Source organism: Fulvivirga sedimenti (assembly GCF_020328055.1).
Map to the genome: position 1 here is coordinate 1,339,309 of NZ_JAIXNE010000001.1, position 21,820 is coordinate 1,361,128.

Here is a 21,820-nt window from a genome sequence, read left to right on the forward strand (position 1 = left end):
ACAAACTATTTAACGCATGAAGTATTCGCTAATCATCTTCCTTGCTGGTTTTTTCTTGTCGTGTTCTTCTGAAAAAACAAGCACTCCGGAGGAATCAGACATTATTCAGGTACTCGATAGCTGGCACCAGGCCGCCGCTGATGCCGATTTTGATCAATACTTTTCCTTTTTCAGGGATGAGGAATCAATATTCATGGGTACGGATGCTACTGAGCGCTGGACGGTTGCTGAATTCAAACCCTGGAGTAAGCCCTTTTTTGACCGTGGACGTGCCTGGAGTTTCACTGGCCATGACCGGCATATATACTTTTCTGCTGATGGAAATATTGCCTGGTTTGATGAAGAACTGGATACACCAAATCTCGGACCTAGTCGGGGGACAGGCGTTATGGAATTTACCTCAGATGGCTGGAAGATTGTGCATTACAATTTAACAGTACCTATACCGAATGATATTGTCGATGAGGTGGTTGTTAAAATTGACAGTGTTCTTAACAGGTGAAACAGGGTATTGCGAAAATGATTATTTCATAATGTCCAAATGTGAGGACTATTCCGAAGTAATCACCTCCTGAATATCAATTCCATACGGCAATTCAAAAAAGAATACCGAACCGGATTCATTGGATTTCTTCAATCCGATGGTTCCCAGATGTTCGGTTATAATCTTCTTAGCAATGGCCAACCCGAGACCGGTACTTTGCTCCCCTTCGGTAGGTATTGTACTGGTTCGCTGGAAATAGTTGAATAACTTTTTCTGTTCTTCTGCACGAATGCCTCTGCCCTGATCCTCGAATTCCACCCGTACGCGCATTTCTTCAATTCGGGCAACACGAATTGTGATAAGACTGCCGCGCTGACTGTATTTGATGGCGTTAGATAAAAGATTATTTACGACCTGCGAAAGGTAGTTTGCATCAAATGTGGTAAAAATGGGTTCCTGCTCAAAAATCATGTTGATTTTAATCTCCTTCCGGTTGGCCATGAGCTGGTTCATCTCACATTGCTCCCTTAAAAACTGATTGATATCCTGGAAGCGTTTGTGAAGCTCAAGATTTCCTGATTCGATTTTTGAAACATCGAGCAGGTTGGTAATGAGCTGCAGCATATTCTCACTAAGCTTTTTGATCATCCGTAAAATTTCCGACCGTTCATCTTCGGTCGTTTCTTTCATCATCATTATTTCCGATAATCCGTTAATGCCACCGATCGGATTACGAAGGTCGTGTGCGGCCATACCCAGAAATTTATTTTTTTCATTATTCAACTCCGAAAGCCGCTGATTCGCGGTTTGCAGATCCTGTTGTTTCAGGCGGTTGGCATAAAGCAGCCATCCGAATCCTGCAAATATGATCAGCCGTACTGTTGCATTCCAGTATGGAAGAAACGACATGCTGTATTCATTGGTGGCCTGATCCACATAAAGCCAGCAGACCGATGCAATGAAAGACATGATAAAAATAATACTCCTGCTGGCAAACCGGGAACTCGCCATCCAGACCAACGGTATCAGGTAGAATATTGAGAATGACATTTCAGAACCAGTGAGGTAATCTACCACGCTGATCAAAAAAATTGCGGGCAAAGTAATCAGCACGAGGACCATCCGGTTGCTGATTGCTAATGTCGGGCTCATATTAATGCACTAAACGTGTTTCAGGGGAAAACGGATATACTTTGGAAAAAATAATTTTCCATACCCACAAACGGAACGGAATAAAGGGAAATGAGCTAAAGACGCAATTGGCAATGTCCGTAATTACATCTATTTTAGCCCTTAATGGGGGGGGGGTTGGGGTGGACTGTCAAAATATTTGCAACCCACATCGGCCGAAAAGGAAAAAGGCTATGACACGTTTGCCACAGCCCTTATTCACTAACCTAAACCTTAATGTTTTATCTATTCACCCTGACCAAGTGAGAATGAACGCTCACCGTCAAATTTGTACAGGTTTTCTGTTTTGATGATGTCGAATTCAGCAGAAACCGCCATTTGCAGTTCGAGTACCTCCTTAAAGCTCACCTGGTCATAGTCAACTTTTTCTCCGCCTGACAGTTTGACGAACCGGCATCTCCAATGATCGGTACAGAAAGTTTCGGGGAGTCCGTCGGGATATACTTTTACACCGCGGTTGGTAATCATTTTCAGAGAGAAGGGCCCGTTCGCGAGCTCACGTAGTCTATCGCCGATCTCATTTGGATTCATCGAAGCATTGTCGATGAAAACGTCAACCCCTACCAGGGTTTTAGTCTTTTCTGTACGTTTATAGGGAGGAATATTGATTTCCAGCGATTCGTCATTTGCTGTGTACGCAGGAAGCGTTTCAGGTTCCAGTCCGAGTCGTGCGATAACCTCATCAGCAAAATCGGAAGTACTTACCTTTTCCACGGAGCTTTCCGGATGATAGATATCGGCTGTATGATAGCCGTCCTCAATGGTTCGAAGCAATGCATTTCGCACCTTTCCTGCAATGTCCTGCTGACCTATATGTTCAAGCATCATCACGGCTGCATTGATCAGTCCAGAGGGGTTTGCAATATTTTTACCTGCAATATCCGGGGCAGATCCGTGGATCGCTTCGAACATGGAAACTTCGGTTCCAATGTTTGAGGATCCTGCGAGTCCAACGCTTCCAACAACCTCGGCTGCAACATCGGAAATGATGTCGCCATAGAGGTTGGATGTTACAATTACATCATAATTCCCGGGCTGGGTTGCCAGTCGGGCCGTGGCAATGTCAATGATCTGAACTTCCTGTTGAATTTCCGGATATTCAGCTCCAATCTCATTGAACACCCGATGAAAAAGACCGTCGGTCAGCTTCATGATATTATCTTTCACCATACAGGTTACTTTCTTCCTGCCGAATACTCTCGCGTATTCAAAAGCGTATCGAATGATCCGTTCCGATCCTGGGCGGGTAATTAATTTCAGGCACTGAACCACATCAGTGGTTTGCTGATGTTCGATCCCTGCGTACAGATCCTCTTCATTCTCGCGAATGATCACCACATCAGTCTCCGGGTATTTGGTATCAACATAGGGGTATAGTGAAAGACACGGACGAACATTGGCAAACAGACCCAACGATTTACGAAGAGTTACATTCAAACTTTTATAACCACTTCCCTGGGGTGTAGTCATTGGTGCCTTCAGCAATACTTTATTTTCTCTTATGGCGTCCCAGGCTGCCGGACTGATTCCGGAGGTATTGCCCGACAGATATTGCTGCGCACCCATTTCAATAAACACAGGCCTGATCCGTGCTCCCGCAGCCATGAGAATTTTCAACGTTGCCTCCATAATCTCCGGTCCGATCCCGTCTCCCTTCGCTACAGCAATCGGGGCTGCATGTCCTGTCATATTATCTGTGATCTGTGCTGATACTAATGGTTCCATAAATAGTTTTACATTCAGAATTAATAGTATTACTATCAAAACGGACGCAAATTAAAAATGTTTGCCGAATAGAGAAAAAATTCAGAGAATTTTCTGAAACCGGGATCGGAAAAGGAAATAATGGGGCAAAAGAATCAGCCTATATTTGTCACGGAGGAATAAAGTCCGCGGCATGAAGTATTTTACCCCATAATGAGGGGTTTTGGGTGGACTGTTAAAAAATTGAAGCCTATGCAAAGACTATCAGGCTCGTGAATGCAGCGCTATTCTGTTGCCTTCGGTATCGATGAATAATGCCATGTATCCAATATCTTCTGAAATCTGAGTCTTACCCTGAATTACTTTTCCACCAGCCTTTTCAATCCTGCCAAGTTCGTTGCTGAGATCACCCGAATGTGCAGTAAAATAAACTAATGTACCCTCACCTGAAGGTATGTAAAAGTCGGGGTGTTTCACCAGGCTTCCGGCAGCACCAGGACCGTCCCCATCTGTCCACGGGAACCATCCCATATCAAGGGGGCCCATTTGGTTCCGTTGAATTTTAAAACTGAAAACTTCTTCGTAAAAGCGGATAGCCCTGTCCATGTCGGTGACAGGAATTTCAAACCATCCAACAACATTCCGTTTCATGATCCATAAATTATTGGTTGTTATAATTTACTTAAATATGCTGGAGATTTAAAGAGTTATCATCCCCTCATACGGGGGATTTTAACGCATCACAAATTCTTACAAAAAAAAGGGCTGCCTTTTCAGACAGCCCCCTTGTTCAACTAATACATTTAAATCAATTATCAAGATCCCAGTTGATCTCTGATGTCCGGCGGCTAATCTGTGTAAACAGGTTACCACCATCTCTGAGGTCTACATAGGTATTGTTCAATCGTCCGGTCCTTCTAAGGTCTACCCAACGATGGCCGCCCTCTGCCCACAGGGAATAACGACGCTGGAACAGGATCTCATCCATTAGTTCATTCGTTGTTGTTCCGCCTGAATAATCAGCTACGTTCCATGTATTACGAATTACGTTGATCGCATCTTCTGCATCTCCAGGCTCCCCTGACATTAAACTTGCTTCAGCATAGATCAGGATCAATTCCTCATTCCTGATGAATGGAATTGGTGACGTGTTCGTCGTCCAGCGTGCATCCTGGTATTCACCGGGAATATTATCCCCATTGGAATCCTGGATATTGCTGTTGGTTACGGGATTGTCACGCTTGAAGAATTTATTTGCCCGATCATCGCCAGGCAGTGCATCTTCCACCATTGCCGGATGAACAATCAGAATAGTGCTGGTTGCAGCATTCGGCGGATAATACAATGGATTATTCACATCTGGTGCTTCCCCATAAACATGTGCAGGTCCGTCAAACATTTTATCTGATGTACCTGCTGTCACATCCATATCCATAAAACTTCCCTGCAACGCTGTTAGCGCAGCTGTATAATCCTCGGCATAGAGAGCCGCACGCGCTGCAATTGCCCTGTTCACCTGAAGCATTCCGGCCGGGGTATCAAAACCACTGAATCCACTGCTCAGATTAAACGCAAATTCGCCACCTGCAGCCTGCAGATCTGAAGCACCGTCATCAAGAATCTGACGGATGGCAGCCAGTGCCGCGTCATAACTGAGCGTCGGTCCCGGATTTAGCGGATCCTCTACATCCACACGGATCCCATTCTGATACTGCTGAAGAAGCGGCCAAAGCAACTGGTACGCTTTGATGGTCTTGGCAAATCCCCGATACCCGGCAGCTTCCTGCGTGGTGATCGACGAAGTATTACCAACTGACTGAATCAAAATATTAGCCTGCTTAACCGCCAGGTACGGACTTACATAGGTCCCTGCCGAAGCAAAGAAATCCGGATAGGTCTCAGTTCTGGCAAGACCCAGCCAGTCATTCTGAAATCTTGGATCTGATCCAAAATAGGGCCATACCTCTCGTGCAAATGACCCAAACATCTGGGTTGCATTCGTGAAATAAACCCGTCCGCGTGCCTCAAGGCCGGTAACGAGCACCTGAAGCTCCGCTTTTGAAGCTTCGCTAAGTACACCACCCAATGAAGGGTTATTCGGATCCACGACCTCATCGACATCACATGCAAAAACAAGTGATGTACACACAAGTAGGAAAATATATATTCGTTTCATATTCATATTCATTTAGGTGATTAAAACTCCAGTGATATATGGAAAAAATACCTTCTCGAAGAGGGATAAGGAGTTACCTCAATATTCGATGAGATAGGCTGGTTACCGAAGTTTGAAACTTCCGGATCATAACTTTCATAGTTTGTCCACAACAGAATGTTGTTTCCGGAAACACCAAATTTGATGTTGTTAAAGGCTCCATTCAGGAAGCTTGAAGTGAGCGACGACGGCATGGTATAGTATAATCCAATCTCACGAAGTTTCACATAACTTGATTCCTGGATATAAACACCGGTATTTCCTCCGGCCCACTCCAGCAGACGATCAAGTCCGTTAGGCGTACCGTCACCATCATCATCACCATCCCAGTTCGGTGTAGTTCCTCCATCATCCCAAAGAAGTGCGGAAAGGTTGATGTTATTTCCACCATTTTTCCAATGGAAAAGGAAGCTCAGATCAAAATTCTTGAACAGTTTAAATGTATTATAGAATGACATGTCAAACTTGGCCTGACGATCGCCATATACAGTAAAACCGCCAGGAACTTCCGTACCTGAAGGATTACCTATAATAGTGGTAGGCGAATATCCCTCAGCAATCAGGTATGAACCTAAAGAAGGACCGAAACCACCTGTAGTGAACGTTGGAATGTTCAGATTTGTAATTTCAGAACGGTTTCTCCACCATAACAGTTGAGTATACCACTCGAAGTTACTGTTCCTGACAGGAGAGGCACTCAATGCAATTTCAATACCTTTGTTCTGAAGATCCGCCGCATTGGTGGCAATCGCGGTAATACCAGTAGATTCCGCCGGAACAAGATCCAGGATCAGGTCACGTACATTCTTATTGTAATAGGTCGCCTCAAGTGTGAGCTTATTATTGAACAACCCAAGGTCGACACCAAATTCAATTTCTGATGCTGTCTCAGGAACAAGATCAGGATCGACACCACGTGTTCCTACCTGTCCACCAAGGTTTCCACCAATTAACTGAGGAGTTAGCGACTCGAATGTCACCCCAAATTGAGGTAAACCCCCCGTTTCACCATACGCTGCACGAAGTTTGAATTGGTTAAATAATGACGACTGCCAGAAATCAAAATTATGCAGATTTAAAGCAACGGATGCTTTTGGAAATGCATAGTACTCATTCTGCTGGTAATTAAGTGTTGACTTATCAAATCGAACACCAAGTGTTGCAACGATTCGATCTGCCCAGTTCAATTCCTCCTGAGCGACGATACCCATATCGGTCACTTCCGTGAGTGTTTGCTCCTGAACCGATACTACGCGTGCCCATTGCAGGTTTGTCTGTCCACCAGCCAAACCACGACCCCTGTTCAGGGTATAGTCGGTATTCTGATGAAGACGAACCATACCTACCTGGGTAGTAGAATTGAATTTGCCAAAGTTGGTATTGAAGACCAGGAATCCCTGAATATTGGAGTTGAAGTTATTACTCTTACCCCACATTACGTCACCGGGATTCGCCTGTGCTTCCTGGTGTTGAAGATTCTCCGGAAAATATACGAGTGACTGTGAGGCGACATAATCAACACCGCCGGACATATTAAATGACAGGATTGACTGAGATGTTTTAAAAATATCCCAGTTCAGTCCGAAACTGGTAATAAAGCGGTTTACCTTCACATTATTCTCAGCAAGATCACGGATTGCCAGTGGGTTATCATTGAAATAATCGTTATCCCCATAATTGCCCTGCTCATCCGGAAACAGGTCTGCATAAGAAGGTGTATATGCCAGTGCATAACCCATACTTCCACCGGTATTATTCTGGTTTCCTGTAAATCCACGGTCACTTTCAGACTGGATATAGTTTGAATTCAGGTTGATGGTTACGTTTTCCCAAAGCTTCTGCTCAATATTTGCACGGATGGAATACCGCTCAAATCCCGTATTCTTAATAATACCATCTTCCTTCTGCATTCCGCCTGAAATGAAGTACGTTGTGCGATCATTTCCTCCCGTAATACTGAGTTGAGAGTTGGTAAGAAATGCTGTTTCACCATAAACTTCTTCCTCCCAGTCAGCAATGCGTCCCTCAGCTAAAGCCTCGTTGTATTTTGCCAGCTCAGCCTGACCAGTGGCTCCTGTTCCGTAATATGCGGCGATCTTGTCTGGATTCCAGTCATCAAAATTTTGAAAATTCTGACCTTGGGCCATTCCAAGATCCTGGTTAAAGCGAATTCGGGGTTTTCCCTGTGAACCTTTTTTAGTTGTAATGATAATTACACCGGCATTCGCCCGTGTACCATAGATAGCTGCGGCAGAAGGACCTTTCAGAACTTCAATCCGCTCAATATCATCGGGGTTTATATCCGCAATGCGGTTAGCCGCGTTATCCTGTGTTGCGGTTGATTGTCCGCCGCTGGCACCACTCACCTGAGTACGTCCTGTACGAATGGATGAGTTATCCAGATAAACTCCGTCAATAATATACAGAGGCTGAGATGATCCCGCACCCAGCGTTGAAATACCTCGTAGCTGAACGTTGATACCTCCACCGGGAGCACCACCGTTCGCGTTCATATTCACACCTGGAATTTTACCATACATGGCGTTATCCAGGGTTTGCGCAGTGGTCATGCCTGTAAGTTGTTCGGTATCAACCGTAGCGACTGCATTCGCAAGGTTAGATCTCTTAACCGATGATGCAAGACCTGATATTACGACTTCTTCAAGGTTTGTAACGTCCTGCTCCAGTTCTACATTTATCGTAGTAGCATTTACCACCACTGGTTTCGTGAGAAATCCGACAAATGAAAACAACAATGTCGATCCCCTAGGGGCTGAAAGAACATAGTTGCCATCAATGTCAGTAATGGTACCTGTCGTGGTACCTTCGATGATTACGTTCACACCGGCGAGACCTTCTCCCGTCCCGGCTTCCGTAACCCGGCCTGTTACTTGCATGTCCTGTGCGCTCACCTGCACAAAAGATAACATACAGAACAGCATACTTAATAGGTATACTTTATTCATAGGCGTAAAATGTTTGGTTGGTTATTGGATTAATTTAAAATAAAATATTGTGATTTAATACAATATCGCAATATACGTTGCAATAAACGTACAATGCATCCCACGTATTGGGGGATAATTAACGAAATCAGGATTTTTCGGGTAATTGAGGAATAGCTTATATTGCCGAAAATAAAGTTGGTTGAATTACAATTTTTACGATATCATCGCTTTAGTTGCCAGTTCACTCAGTCTGCTGTCCTGTGGAATATTTATTTTCATTAACAAGTCAGGCAGCATACCGCGCATCTTCCTTACACTCGCTATTGGAGGAGTCGGCTACGGGCTGTTTATCACCACCCTGCTTAATTCAAGATTAATCGAAGAAATGCCCTTTCTCTATCGGACGGCGATGCCAATCGCCTTCATCATAGGGCCCTCGTGTTATTACTATATCACCACCTCACTCATTCAGCCGCTGGTTTTTCCAAAAAAATTCTTCCTGCATCTGATTCCTTTTATGCTGGCTTTTATTGTGAATATTCCATTTTTAATAAAAACAAACCAGGAGAAAATTGACATTCTTCAGCGGCGTTATACAGGTGATATCAATTTATTATCCGGACCAGATGGCTGGATTACCGGGAGTCAGATGGCAACCATCCTGGGTATTTTTTCCATACTATACCTGTTTCAAAGTTTTCGCATTCTCTTGAAGAATAAGAATGAAATACGCCGATCAGATCCTGCGTCATTTTGGTGGTATCTTTATTTACTGATTGCATTATCTTTCATCTTCCTGTCATTGATTTACTCCGCGGCGCACCCGGATATGTCGGCATACAATTCGTTCACAATCATTTTTAGTTTTCTGATGATCTCATTGCTGATTTATTTATTTACACGGCCGGATATTTTATACGGGACATTGGTCGAAAAAATTGAGGAGGGAAATGTAAAATCCTTCGGTTTCAAACAGGATAATCCTCTGAGCGAGTCAGATCAAAATGCTGTTGATCCCGCGCTAATCCCCGTTTATAAGAAGAAGATCGAAGAATGTATTGACAAGGATAAACCGTACCTCAGACGAGATTTGAGAATCACTGACCTTTCAAAACAGCTGGATATACCACGGCATCATTTGTCCTGGGTAGTAAACAACATTTACAACCTGAATTTTAATGACTTCATCAATAAAAATCGCCTCAGCTATATCGAATCAAACTTTTCAAACGACGAGTTTAAACGAATGACACTCGAAGGCATCGCCTATGATGCCGGTTTCAACTCACGTACAACCTTTACCCACGCTGTTAAGAAATTTTATAATTGCACCCCTTCCGAACACTTCAAAAAGAACCTGAACTGAATACAGGAGGGCTCACTGCGCCACAAATTATAAATTGAAACAGAATTTCACCAATGACAGGTAAATGAAGCGCCATTTTACGTAAATTACCTCTCATTTTAGCGGCCATTAGTTCAATTACATCTGATTCTTATGAAATTATTAATTCCTCTTTCACTGATCCTGTTTTTTATCTTTCCGTCACAATCCTATGGACAGGATACCTGGCCAAAGGAAATACCCCTGAGCACGGGCGGTAAGGTGGTGATTTATCAACCCCAGGTAGAAGGATTTGAAGGTAACATTTTACATACACGTTCAGCGGTAAGTGTGCGTCAGCAGGCAAAAGATGAGCCTGTTTTCGGCGCAGTTTGGGCAGATGCACAAATGTTAACAGATAAAGATACCCGGATGGCAACGCTGGAATCGATTGATATCACCGACGTGCGGTTTCCTAACATTGAAGATCAGTCCAAAATCGATGCTTTTGAAAAATTACTTGAAACTGAAATCCCTAAATGGAACCTCGAGATTTCAATCGACCGCATCATTGCAAGTTTGGAAAGCCAGGGTAAAATAGAGGACAGTGATCTGAATACCACCCCTCCGAAAATAATTTACAGGAAAGAACCCTCAACGCTGGTACTAATTGACGGGGAACCGAAAATCGAAAAGAACGACGATCTGAATATGGAAACGGTGGTTAACACACCATTTTTCATCGTAAAGAATCCTGATGACAAGAAGTTTTACCTCTTTGGAGGCGATTTCTGGTATGTTTCAGGAAGTGTAACATCAGGGTGGCAGCCTGCCGGTTCACTGTCAGGAACCATGAAGGAACTTGACAAGGCCCTTCAGGAGCAAATCGCCGAAAACCAGGAGGGAGAGAAGGAACCGGCCCCTGCGTCCCCCCCTGCAATCGTTGTGAGTACTGAGCCTGCAGAGCTCATTCAAAGTGAGGGGGAAGCGGATTTTCAAAGTATCGAGGGCACATCGTTGCTTTACATGTCCAATACCACCAATGATATCCTGATGGATATATCTTCGCAAACCTATTACGTTTTGCTGGCCGGGAGGTGGTATAATTCAAAATCACTGAACGGTCCGTGGAGCTATTCCGCGCCCGATAAGCTTCCGGCAGATTTCAGCAAGATTCCAAAAGGTTCGGAAAAAGATGTGGTCCTTGCCAACGTGGCAGGTACACCGGAAGCGAGGGATGCTACCATGGAAGCGCAGATCCCGCAGACCGCTAAAGTTGACAGAAATTCAACATCCTGTACGGTGGAATATGATGGCAAACCAAAATTCGAACCAATTGAAGGAACCTCATTACAGGTTGCCGTGAATACATCATCGACTGTCTTACGGGCCAATAACAAATACTACGCTGTCGAGAATGGTGTATGGTTTGTCTCCAATAATGCCGAGGGACCCTGGAAAGTCTCTGAAGAACGCCCTTCGGAAGTTGAAAAAATTCCTGCTTCGTCACCAGCGTATAATACCAAGTACGTCTATATCTACGATGTGACACCTACCTACATTTACACTGGTTATACACCGGGATACCTGGGCTGCTATGTTTACGGACCCACCGTTGTGTACGGAACGGGCTATTACTACAGGCCCTGGTACGGTGCCTATTATTATCCCAGGCCCGTAACGTGGGGATTTGGCATGCATTATAATCCCTGGACAGGCTGGAGCATGAATTTCGGGGTTAGCGTAGGTTTCTTCAGCTTCAGCTTCGGGCATGGCGGTTATTACGGCCGCCCCGGGGGATGGTGGGGACCTCCCATGTATCGCCCTCCCTATCGTCCACCCTACTATGGAGGAGGAGGCTATTATGGCGGCCGCAGAAACAATATCAACATTAATGGTGATGTGAATATCAACGTCGGCAACAATACCAATAACCTCTATCGTTACCGGAATGATGCAGTCACACGGGATCGGGCCAGCACGGCTAACCGCACCGGCTCATCGAGAGACCGTGCCAATCAAAACGGAAATATTTCAAGGGACAGAACCCAGAATACAACCCGGGATCGAACCCAGAATACAACCCGGGACCGGGCAGGCAATGCTGGTGTTAACACCTCCGATCTTTCAAACAGAATGCAGAACAAACCAACGGCAAGACCTGCAGACCGGAGTAAGAACAATGTGTATACCGATAAAAAAGGAGATGTCTACAGGCGGCAGAATAACGGAAACTGGCAGCAGAAAAGCTCCAATGGGTGGAATAAGAGCTCTGTAACGCCTTCAACACGCCAAAACCTGAACAGGCAGTCGGAAATGCGAAACCGGGGCACCACCCGTACCAATAGTTATCAGCGTACACAAAGCAGACCTGCCTCACGTCCGGCACCTTCCGGCAGAAGAAGGGGTAATTAGACCTGGATGAATGAAGGGGCGATCATTTTTTGTTTTAGTTGTATTACTGATGCTCTTTGGGAGTGCTGCCGGACAGAAAAAGGATACTGTATTCCTTTACCATGGTCAGATGTTATTGGGAGAAATTCTGTCTGTTGCAGAGGGAAGGGTACAACTCGACAGCGATGACGCAGGTGTAGTAAAGATCAAATATTACAAGGTAAAAACCTTTCATGCCGGACTGCATTTTTACAGGATACGAACCACTGATGAACAAATCCTCTATGGCAGGGTCAGGTCCAGTACCAATGAGGGATTTATTAAAGTTGAGAACCTGGGAGTTACACTGGAAATCCCCATAGAGAGTATCGTTCGTCTTCAGCAATATGAGGATTCATTTAAAGAACGAATCAGCGGTACGGTATCTGCCGGTTATGATTATACAAGATCCAGTAATATCGGCCGTATTAATTTTGATTTGGGCATGAAATATCTGGCCCAGGACCTGGAGTTAAACCTTAATTCCAGTACGATCATGACTCAGGAAGGAGGTTCCTTGTCGAGAGATATTGAAAATGTCACCCTCAGTGCCGGATACTTCCTTAACTACTCGTGGATTATTGCCACACGATTGACGTACCAGCGAAACCTGGAGCTCTCATTGAAGCGGCGATTTCAGGAGTTTGCAGGCGCGGGATATTTGTTAGTTCAGAAAACAAACCGGCAGTTAATGGCTGTAACAGGAGTTGCATTGAACCAGGAACTGAGTACGGAGGGTGTGGAGAGCGGCACCCTCCTTGAGATTCCTTTGATTTTCAATTTCAATTTCTATCAGTTTCAAAGTCCGAATCTTCAACTCGACCTGAATCAAAATATCTATTTCGGAATCACGCAATCAGGACGTATCAGAAATGACGGGAATATCCGGCTGAGCTGGGAACCAATTAGTGATTTCGTAATTGGATTAAACTTTTACAGTAACTACGATAACCAGCCGCCGGAAGGTGAATCAGAGCGTAATTTCGACTTTGGAACGGTTCTCAGCCTTGGCTATAAATTTGATTAATATGAAATCAACCATAGGAATTTTGCTTGGGGTATTTGTATCCTTTTTTGCTTCTTCACAGGACACACATTACTGGACTCAGCAATTCGGCACCCGAAGTGCATTGATGTCAGGTGCAGTGGTTGCAGGTGCCGAGGATAACAGCATGGTTTATTACAACCCGGGAGCTCTTGGTTTCCTGGAAGACGGTAACCTCTCCATCAATGCCAATTTGTATCAGATCGAGAACATCCGGATCCAGAATGCGATCGGGCAGCGGGCCGACTTTAAAAGCAGTCAGATTGGAAACGTACCCCTGCTCGTATCGGGTATGTTAAACCGGCAGGACAGCAAGTGGAAAATCGGCTACGGAATAATGTCACCCGTGGCATTTCAATTCAAGGGGACTGCCCGCATCGATGGAGATTATCAAATTACAGACGATGCAGAAAGTCCGGGTAACGAAGAATTCATCGGTGAACTCAGCAAGACTGTAAAAACGAATGAAATCCTCCTGGCATTAGGATTCAGCAGGAAAATTACAGAGAAGTTTTCCATTGGGTTCTCCAACTTTTTTAACATGCGTAGTGAGAACTACCACCAGAATTTTCTGGTATACTTTTTTCTCAATGATGACGATAATACATTGGTATCCGGTACTGATATTGAAAATGTTAAGTATTTCAATGTACGCTACCAGATGAAAATCGGAGGTGCCTGGCATCTTCCCAACAACTGGGAAATCGGAGCTACCTTTACCACGCCGTCATTGAACCTGTTTGGTAACGGCACGATCTCAGCGAACATATCACTCAACAATACGAAGCTTTTCACCGACGACCGCAGGGATTTCCTGGCTTCCGACCGGCAGGAAAAGCTAAAAAGCCGTTTCAAATCACCGGCTTCCTTTGCGGTAGGGGTGAATAAGAAATTTGAAAGGTCTATGTTGTCATTTTCCGCACAATACTACACATCATTAGACCCGTACAACATTATGGAAGCAGAATCCAGCGCCTTCGTACGGCCTTCTGATTTATACTCCGAATTCACGAGCGATGAATTCCTGATCGTACAGTCCGGCGCAAAGTCAGTGTTCAATATAGCCATCGGATATGAGAAAAAACTTAGTGATATGCTTTCACTGAATCTGAGCGCACGTACGGATAACAGCTATTTCATCAAGGAGGAGAAAGGAACATCCACCACGATGACCGACTGGGATATCCTTCATTTTACCGGCGGGATTAATATTGATAAGGAGCGCAGTAGTCTTACGCTGGGATTGCTGGGAAGTTTTGGCAGGAACAACGAGTATTCACAGGATGGAAACCTGGAAGATCCTGACGAAACACTCCTTTTGGGAGGTGCCCTTGAGGTTACCGAAGCCAGCTATTCGGCTATTGGTCTGCTCCTGGGTTACACATACAGGTTTAAGAAATTCTAGGAAAGCCACCCGGGGGATGACTTTCCTGATTGGGAGAATCTAAATTCCGAGGTTTTTAAGTAGGCCCCCCCTGTCGAATCCGCTCACGAACATTGAGGGATCTATTCCATTAACCAAAGACTTAAATGCTTCCGTCAATTCTGCTGCATTCTTTGGCGTAGCCAACTGTTTGAGCAATCCTTTTTGAACTCCTTTCTTGAAGGCACTTTTTTTAAGGTTGGAAAGCAATCCTGTCATTTGCGAGGAGACTCCTGATAAATCAGAAATATCCAGTCCGCTGGCTTGTTCCATCCAGCTGTCCTTATTTTTTTTCCAGCTTCCTTTAAAAGCCTCGGGCTTAAGGCTGGAAGTTAGTTCTGTCATCGCTTTGCCGATATCTACGTTTTGTGCCTGAACGGAGTATGCCATGAAAGTAAGCAACAGAAGCAGTAATGATAGTTTGATTTTCATTTTAATAGAGGTTTGGTTTGAAACAGTTATGAACGAATATTCCCTAAAACGTTTCTCCCAATATGCCCCGGCTTGTTAAAAGAAATATTCTGTGTTACTTAAATTAATACAATTAATTTATATAAGCTACTGAATGCAAAGCAATTGAGTTGAATCAAACCGGCAAATTTGAATCTTGTAATCCGTGTTTGATTTTATAATTTGATATAGGAGTTTTTGTTGGGTAGAAATTGGAAATAGCGTTTATTTGCAGAACTATTGATGCCAATCCATAGTAGATAACCTGTGCATCAAACGGGGTGTAGCGCAGCCCGGTAGCGCGCTGCGTTCGGGACGCAGAGGCCGGAGGTTCGAATCCTCTCACCCCGACTCCGCCCTCCGTAGCTTTATGCGAAGGAGGGCTTTTTTATTTAGAAGCAAACCTTATCCTTCTCAAGGCTGCTTTCAATCCGGGCTACGTCGGGCAAAGCCCGACTGATTAGCAAGAAGAGGAATGAACGGAAAAGGCCGGAGTGAATGAAATGAGCGAAAGGCTTTTGATAGGATCACCCCCAAGGATCGGCGAGCGGAACGAAGCCAATCCTGTCAGGTAATAGCGAGACATATTGTAGGGAATAGGCTTTAATACAGGTTTTTGGGAATTATTGCAGGGAGCAGGTTTCAGAAGCAGAGACCGTAAAGTACTTACCAGGTACAGACTATCCCAATCAACGCGGCACATACAAATCCTGCGGTGAATCCTCAAAAAATTGTATTGAATTCTAAATGGATACAATCTGAAACATATTTCAACAGGGGTTTAAATGCATTGCTCATGGGAATTACTTAGCTTGAACAAGTTAACCTGTAAAATTTTATTTAATGAAAAAGTACACTCTTTTTCTCCCGCTGTTACTGCTGCCCTTCATACTTTCCAGTCAGGCAAAATATGATTCTGTCTCCGTTTTATTATTGGATCGGATGAGCAATGTGCTTGGAGAACTTACTTCCTGCAATTTCACGTTAAGAACGATGGTCGACGAACAAGACGTTAACGGCAGCACGATTACGCACTTCCGTAATCATTCAGTAAGTATGGCCGGACCGGACAAAATGACTGTCGACACCTACAATGAAAAGGGACATCACCAATACTGGTATGATGGAACGGTTCTTAATTATTATTCACACAAGGAAAACAATTTTGTTACTATACCTGCGCCACCTACCATCATTTCAGCCATAGACAGCATTCACAAAAACTATGAGATTGAATTCCCTGCGGCTGACCTGTTCTATCCATCGCTCACCGATGATCTTATTGAAAATTTCGATGTCATTTCCTATGCAGGCCGCGCCGTAATAAATGAAAAGCCGGTGTTTCACATTATGGCGCAAAGTGCTTACATGGAGCTTCAGCTCTGGATATCAGATGATTCCTATAATCTGCCCTATAAATATATGATCATTGATAAGGAAAGTCCGGAAAGGCTTCGTTACGAGGCAACCTTTCTGAAATGGGAATTAAATCCGGATATACCGGAATCAATTTTCAGATTCATTCCACCGCCAGGTGCGAAAGAAATAAAAATTCTCTCTGTAAATGATATCCAAAAGCAACCTGAATAAAAGATGAAATACATTTTGAACATTTTCCGAATTTCGTTTTTAACAGCCGCATTGTTGTTAATGAATCATGCTGTGGAGGCTCAGCGAATGAATCATTCCAAGCCTTCCAGGCCGGCAGCACGACCATCAGGAACTTCAAACAGATCTATCAACGGGGGCGCACAACGATCACCATCCCGGCCGCAGACTACCCCGTCACGAACACAAACGAGACAAGCCCCTTCACGTACTTCAAACAATAGTGCCGGAAACCGCAAAAGCACTGCTCAAAATAACATCTCCAAAAAAAATTCCGACAATAAAATTGGCAATAAGACTAATATCAATGCGGGAAATAAGGTAAATATCGACAACAGCAAAAAAAATGTGAATATCAATGTAGACAATAGCAAAGACATTAATATTCGTAATAACCGAAACACAAGTGTAAGAAGAAATACGTATCGACCTTACAGCCGCCCTCCCTATCGCTATGGCGGCTACCGTTATTACAGTTACCGCCCTTACTATTATCACCCCTACCGACCGTATTACTGGGGGCCTGCGTGGCATCCATGGGGATTTTTCGTCACGACACTTGCGGTTACTGCCATTGTCGTCTCCGTTGAAAATCAGCAATATCACTATGACCAGGGTGTTTACTATGTGCAAAGCGATGGAGGTTATACAGTAGTCCAGGCTCCTGTTGGTGCGACCGTTCAGACGATCCCCGCGGAGAAAGAAACGGTTGTTATCAACGAAACCACGAATAACTATTACTATGGAGGCGCCTATTACGAGGAAACAGATGGTGGCTACACGGTTGTTCCGCCAACTTCAGGATCTACAGTTTCCAGTCTTCCTGAAGGAGGTGAAGAAGTGAAGATCGGAGATGTCACCTATGTTAAATTTGGAGAAACGCTATACCAGCCCGTTCAGGTTGACGGGAAGGACATGTATGAAGTGGTTTCAGTGGAAGAGGAATAGGTTTTGATAATTAATCATACAAAAAGGGCTGCATTTTTCAATACAGCCCTTTTTTAAGTCTATTCGTTTCTTCTACTCTCTCAGGCGAAAAACCAGTCCGCCGTCGAAACCAAACTGATACATGCTGCTGTAGGTGCTTAAGCCTGCACCAACACCACCCGTCCCGAAGTATAATCCACCGCCAACTGCCTGAACGGCAGATAAAAGACTGGCCTCAATCCGAATCGCGACCCTGTCGGCCAGCCAGATGTTCGTACCACCTCTCAGCTGCCACGAGAATTTGGTCGCATTACGATTATTCCCGTTGTCAGGATTTGTTGTATTGAAGATCCCCAGCCCGGCTCCCATGCCGACAAACGGTTCTACAGGTCCGCCCGTAGGGAAATATCGTGTACCATTGATCAGTATATAATTGATCGCCAGGTCAAAGTTGGTAAATTGAATATCTCCACCCAGAAAACCTGAATCCCGGTAAGTTGTGGGCGCATTCGTATCCTGTCTCAGATATTGAATTTCTACAGCTCCCCTGCCGGGAATATGAAACTCGATCCCGGCACCCCATCTGAAACCGTCCTGAATGGTGCCATCAAAATATGAGCTGCTTGAGTAGTACGAGTCAACCCGATCCTTGAACACATATCCGGCATATGTATTTAATCTCACCTCCTGGGCTAACCCACTGAAGTTTATTCCCAGAAAGAGAATTGCGGCGATAATTATTTTCTTCATTTTAAAATTATTGTTGTATCGTTTTATTATTCAATAATGTACGTTCCAAAATACTAAGATTGCCAAAAAATTCTACTCTTTACCGGGCTTTTACCAAACATTTTGTTTCAGTTGATAAAATCAATCACCTAAATAATTAAACAAATTACGCCTGATCCCGTAAAAATCAATTCATGAATCTAATACTGCTACGATTAATCATTTTACTTTTACCAGTCAGCCTGCTAGCTTGTAAGTCATCCGGTGATTATAAAATTATTGATTGTTTCGGCCTGGAAAATGACCCTTCAACCCTATGCGGAACCATCGAAGTCCCCATCCATTATTCCACGCCCGATGCCGGCAAAACATCAATTGCCTACGTTGTACTCGAAAGCAGTTCCGGCAAGTCCTCAAATCCACCTCTGGTTTTTCTCCAGGGCGGACCGGGTGGATCTTCCATTGCCCTTTACGAAGTCTGGAAAAATAGTCCTTTACGCAATGACAGGGATATCATACTTGTTGATCAGCGCGGCACAGGCTTCTCCCAGCCATATTGCGAATGGATGGGAGCAAAATTCTATGAGGTCATGGCTGCCGACCTTGAGATCAGTGATGAAAGTGAATCCATTTTGAATGAGATGGAAGATTGTTCAGGGGAGATGCAATCCTCAGGGGCCGACAAAGGGATGTACTCAACACTAAATTCAGTTCGGGACCTTGAATTGGTTCGCAAACACCTGGGTTATGAGGAATGGAATCTGTACGGAGCATCCTATGGGAGTAAGCTGGCGCTTACCTACATGCGTGAATACCCCGAATCGATTAATGCCGCCGTACTGCAGGGAATATTCCCGCCGGAAGTGAACATGTACGAACACCTGGTAACCAACTTCAGCAATTCTCTTAAAACAATAATGACCGCCTGCGAGAAAGATCCGTCATGTCACAGCCGATATCCCGACTTCAGAACCGGCTACTTCAGCCTTCTGTCATCAATGCGTGAAACTCCGATTACCCTGAAAGAAAATTTTGTGTTGAATGCCCAGGATTTTATTTTCATCACACATCTCCTGCTGTATCAGCGAACGACGGCAGGGAGAATCCCGGCCATGGTTGCTGAACTGAATACAGCCGAACAGCCGTCCCTTGGATTTGAATTATCCTTACTCAGGTCTTTACTTTCCTCCCTGAATGCGCCTGTTTACTGGTCCATCATGGCATATGAAGAGTTGCCTTTTAATGGTTCGGAGGATTTCCTAACCGATCTGCGCAGAAATGAATCCCTGTACCCTGGTCATGCCCTGTTTTCATCCGATCCTGAAGTACTAAATGCCTGGCATTCTTTCAGGGCAGATGAAATAGAAAATCAACCCGTCCATTCAATAATCCCGGTCTTGGTTCTTAATGGGGAGTTTGATCCAATAACCCCCACATCCAATGCCCTCCCTATGATGGAAGACCTGCCGAACGCACAGCTTTTTGAATTAAAAGGGGAAGGACACAGCGTATTCAACAGCTGTTTTTTTCAGCTAACCCGTGATTTTTTGAACCAACCGCTGGCCGAAATCATGAATAACTGCAATGAGCAGATTAATCCTTTCAACTGGAAATAAAAAGGCAGACAGGATTTCTCCTGCCTGCCCTGTTTAAAATTGAAAACTAAATTAATCGATCGTCAGTAATTTACCAGTAACCATTCCTTTCGGAGTTTGTAACTGATAGATGTACACATTACTATTCAGATTTTCAGGTCTGAACACAACTTCATAACGGTTACCCTGAAGGGCTTCTCCTTTATAAAGAACGTCAACCAAAACACCTCTCAGGTCATAAACAACAAGCTGTACCTCTGAAGTTTCACTTACAGAGAAACTGAGCGTTGTCTGATCCCTGAACGGGTTCGGATAGCTTACAACATCTAAGGTATTCAGCTCTATTGCTTCCTGAGGCTGCTCTTCAATGCCTGTGTAAAGCATGCTGCATTCAGTCTCGCTCAGAATATTATTATTGTAAGCATCCAGAATACCGGCCAATTCAAGGGCTTCAGTGTAATCAGCAGCTTTCGGACGCAGGTAACTACCTGTACCATCATAATTGTTCCTGGTAAGCAGTGCATCCGCCTGCATAGCCGCATCAATTGCATACTGGCAATGATAAGCTCCCGCAGCCTGATTCAGTTTGAAAGCCATCAGGTGCATGGCAAGCGTATATGCCGCATCATTTGCCATCTTCTTATTCCTACCGCTTAGATCCCGCTGATCAAGGATCAATACACCTGTTTCACAGTCATTTGCCGGAATCGTAAACTCACCCAGCGTAATGCCAGGATTATTAAGGATGTCATCCAGCAGCCAGTAGCCGTTGGCATAACCTCCATTCTTCGCGGCATTGTCTGCCTGGCCACCCGAAGTACAGGTATTCCAGTTTTTCCAGTAACCAGGAGTACGTGCTGCACCACCCGGCATGGTATTGTCTACTGCAAATACCAGCGTACTATTCGGCAATAAGGGATATGCTGTTCCCGCTCCAAAATCGAAACACCTGTTACCCACATCACTCATCGGATTTTCATCCGCCTGAGGATTGTATGCAGGAACGATCATATCTGCAACACCATCATTATTGGTATCTATCCACCACACTGCAGAATATCCTGCGGGAATATTCAGCTCGCACATGGTGTATGTTTGATTCGGATCAAGATTTATATTGTTGAATAGTAAAACACCATCCTGATCACCCAATGTAGTTGCAGATGCCAAAAGGTTTCCACCATAGGCATCCTGGCCCTGGTACAGATTGAATGTCCAGTCACGGGTAGGATCTACAGAACCATTGGTTGTTTTAAGCAAACTTGTCCAGTAACAGGTCTCTACAATATCCGTTTCACTCGTCGCACTACATGCATCAGCAGTACCCTGACTATCGGAAGCGTAAGCAATTACGTAATAGCTTCCTGAAGGAAGATTCTCGAAATCATAACTTCCCGTCGTCGTCTGAGAGGCAACTTCACTGTCGTCGGAAGCATCAAACAGTACAAGTTTTTCATAACCGGATCCGGATACGGAAACCTTACCACTGGGCAATCCTGAAGGACCCTGGGTACAATCAACTGTGGCTGTTATTGAAACCTTTACTTCATCAGGAGTAGTCAGCGTTACATCATCCTGAGCCAGACAGCCGGCATCAGTACCTGCACCGTCACGAACATATACCGTGTAGTTGCCTTGACCAAGTCCGTTGAATACGTTGCTGGTCTGCCAGGTTGAATTGTCCAGTGAATACTCATAGGTGCCGTCTCCACCACCTGCAGTTGCAGTGATCGATCCGTCTGTG

16 protein-coding genes and 1 tRNA gene are annotated in these 21,820 nt (G+C 44.5%); 9 read left to right on the forward strand and 8 right to left on the reverse strand.

Translation table 11 applies throughout. The features are described from left to right. Window positions 1-16: 16 nt before the first annotated feature. On the forward strand, window positions 17-502 hold the full coding sequence (locus LDX50_RS06210) for a nuclear transport factor 2 family protein (protein WP_225697543.1): 486 nt from the start codon (window positions 17-19) through the stop codon (window positions 500-502). A gap of 48 nt (window positions 503-550) precedes the next feature. Here LDX50_RS06210 and LDX50_RS06215 read toward each other — a convergent pair whose 3' ends face one another. From LDX50_RS06215 to LDX50_RS06235, 5 genes are all read right to left on the reverse strand, one after another. Beyond that, window positions 551-1,636: a sensor histidine kinase gene (locus LDX50_RS06215; protein ID WP_225697544.1), complete on the reverse strand. Its 1,086-nt coding sequence runs from the start codon at window positions 1,634-1,636 to the stop codon at window positions 551-553. A 264-nt stretch (window positions 1,637-1,900) separates the two neighbouring features. Continuing rightward, window positions 1,901-3,400, reverse strand: a complete 1,500-nt coding sequence (locus tag LDX50_RS06220) for an NADP-dependent isocitrate dehydrogenase (RefSeq protein WP_225697545.1) — start codon at window positions 3,398-3,400, stop codon at window positions 1,901-1,903. 243 nt (window positions 3,401-3,643) lie between these two features. Next, complete coding sequence (locus tag LDX50_RS06225) at window positions 3,644-4,030, reverse strand: VOC family protein (protein ID WP_225697546.1); 387 nt, start codon at window positions 4,028-4,030, stop codon at window positions 3,644-3,646. Window positions 4,031-4,187: 157 nt separating this feature from the next. Next, window positions 4,188-5,555: a RagB/SusD family nutrient uptake outer membrane protein gene (locus tag LDX50_RS06230; protein ID WP_225697547.1), complete on the reverse strand. Its 1,368-nt coding sequence runs from the start codon at window positions 5,553-5,555 to the stop codon at window positions 4,188-4,190. A 20-nt stretch (window positions 5,556-5,575) separates the two neighbouring features. After that, complete coding sequence (locus LDX50_RS06235) at window positions 5,576-8,560, reverse strand: SusC/RagA family TonB-linked outer membrane protein (RefSeq protein WP_225697548.1); 2,985 nt, start codon at window positions 8,558-8,560, stop codon at window positions 5,576-5,578. A gap of 181 nt (window positions 8,561-8,741) precedes the next feature. Between LDX50_RS06235 and LDX50_RS06240 the strand changes: the two genes are divergently transcribed. From LDX50_RS06240 to LDX50_RS06255, 4 genes are all read left to right on the forward strand, one after another. After that, window positions 8,742-9,908: a helix-turn-helix domain-containing protein gene (locus LDX50_RS06240; RefSeq protein ID WP_225697549.1), complete on the forward strand. Its 1,167-nt coding sequence runs from the start codon at window positions 8,742-8,744 to the stop codon at window positions 9,906-9,908. A gap of 132 nt (window positions 9,909-10,040) precedes the next feature. Next, window positions 10,041-12,281, forward strand: a complete 2,241-nt coding sequence (locus LDX50_RS06245; RefSeq protein ID WP_225697550.1) for a hypothetical protein — start codon at window positions 10,041-10,043, stop codon at window positions 12,279-12,281. A 10-nt stretch (window positions 12,282-12,291) separates the two neighbouring features. Continuing rightward, window positions 12,292-13,326: a DUF481 domain-containing protein gene (locus LDX50_RS06250; RefSeq protein ID WP_225697551.1), complete on the forward strand. Its 1,035-nt coding sequence runs from the start codon at window positions 12,292-12,294 to the stop codon at window positions 13,324-13,326. 1 nt (window position 13,327) lies between these two features. Next, complete coding sequence (locus tag LDX50_RS06255) at window positions 13,328-14,749, forward strand: OmpP1/FadL family transporter (RefSeq protein WP_225697552.1); 1,422 nt, start codon at window positions 13,328-13,330, stop codon at window positions 14,747-14,749. A gap of 39 nt (window positions 14,750-14,788) precedes the next feature. On the opposite strand, the gene LDX50_RS06260 is transcribed toward LDX50_RS06255, so the two are convergent. After that, entirely contained in the window at window positions 14,789-15,199 is a 411-nt protein-coding gene (locus LDX50_RS06260) for a hypothetical protein (RefSeq protein WP_225697553.1), read from the reverse strand. A 295-nt stretch (window positions 15,200-15,494) separates the two neighbouring features. Between LDX50_RS06260 and LDX50_RS06265 the strand changes: the two genes are divergently transcribed. The 3 genes from LDX50_RS06265 (at window position 15,495) to LDX50_RS06275 (ending at window position 17,773) form a co-directional block, all read left to right on the forward strand. Continuing rightward, a tRNA-Pro gene (locus LDX50_RS06265) sits at window positions 15,495-15,568 on the forward strand. Between the two features lie 492 nt (window positions 15,569-16,060). Continuing rightward, a complete protein-coding gene (locus LDX50_RS06270) occupies window positions 16,061-16,807 on the forward strand; it encodes a DUF2092 domain-containing protein (RefSeq protein WP_225697554.1) in 747 nt (248 codons plus the stop codon). A 3-nt stretch (window positions 16,808-16,810) separates the two neighbouring features. Next, on the forward strand, window positions 16,811-17,773 hold the full coding sequence (locus tag LDX50_RS06275) for a DUF6515 family protein (protein ID WP_225697555.1): 963 nt from the start codon (window positions 16,811-16,813) through the stop codon (window positions 17,771-17,773). A gap of 72 nt (window positions 17,774-17,845) precedes the next feature. Here the strand turns inward: LDX50_RS06275 and LDX50_RS06280 are convergent, their stop codons facing one another. After that, complete coding sequence (locus LDX50_RS06280; protein WP_225697556.1) at window positions 17,846-18,502, reverse strand: outer membrane beta-barrel protein; 657 nt, start codon at window positions 18,500-18,502, stop codon at window positions 17,846-17,848. Window positions 18,503-18,675: 173 nt separating this feature from the next. On the opposite strand from LDX50_RS06280, the gene LDX50_RS06285 reads away from it, so the two are divergent. Then, window positions 18,676-20,097 (forward strand): alpha/beta fold hydrolase, encoded by a 1,422-nt coding sequence (locus tag LDX50_RS06285; RefSeq protein WP_225697557.1) that lies wholly within the window; start codon window positions 18,676-18,678, stop codon window positions 20,095-20,097. 51 nt (window positions 20,098-20,148) lie between these two features. Here LDX50_RS06285 and LDX50_RS06290 read toward each other — a convergent pair. Then, on the reverse strand, window positions 20,149-21,820 hold a 1,672-nt coding region (locus tag LDX50_RS06290), incomplete at its 5' end, for a T9SS type A sorting domain-containing protein (protein WP_225697558.1).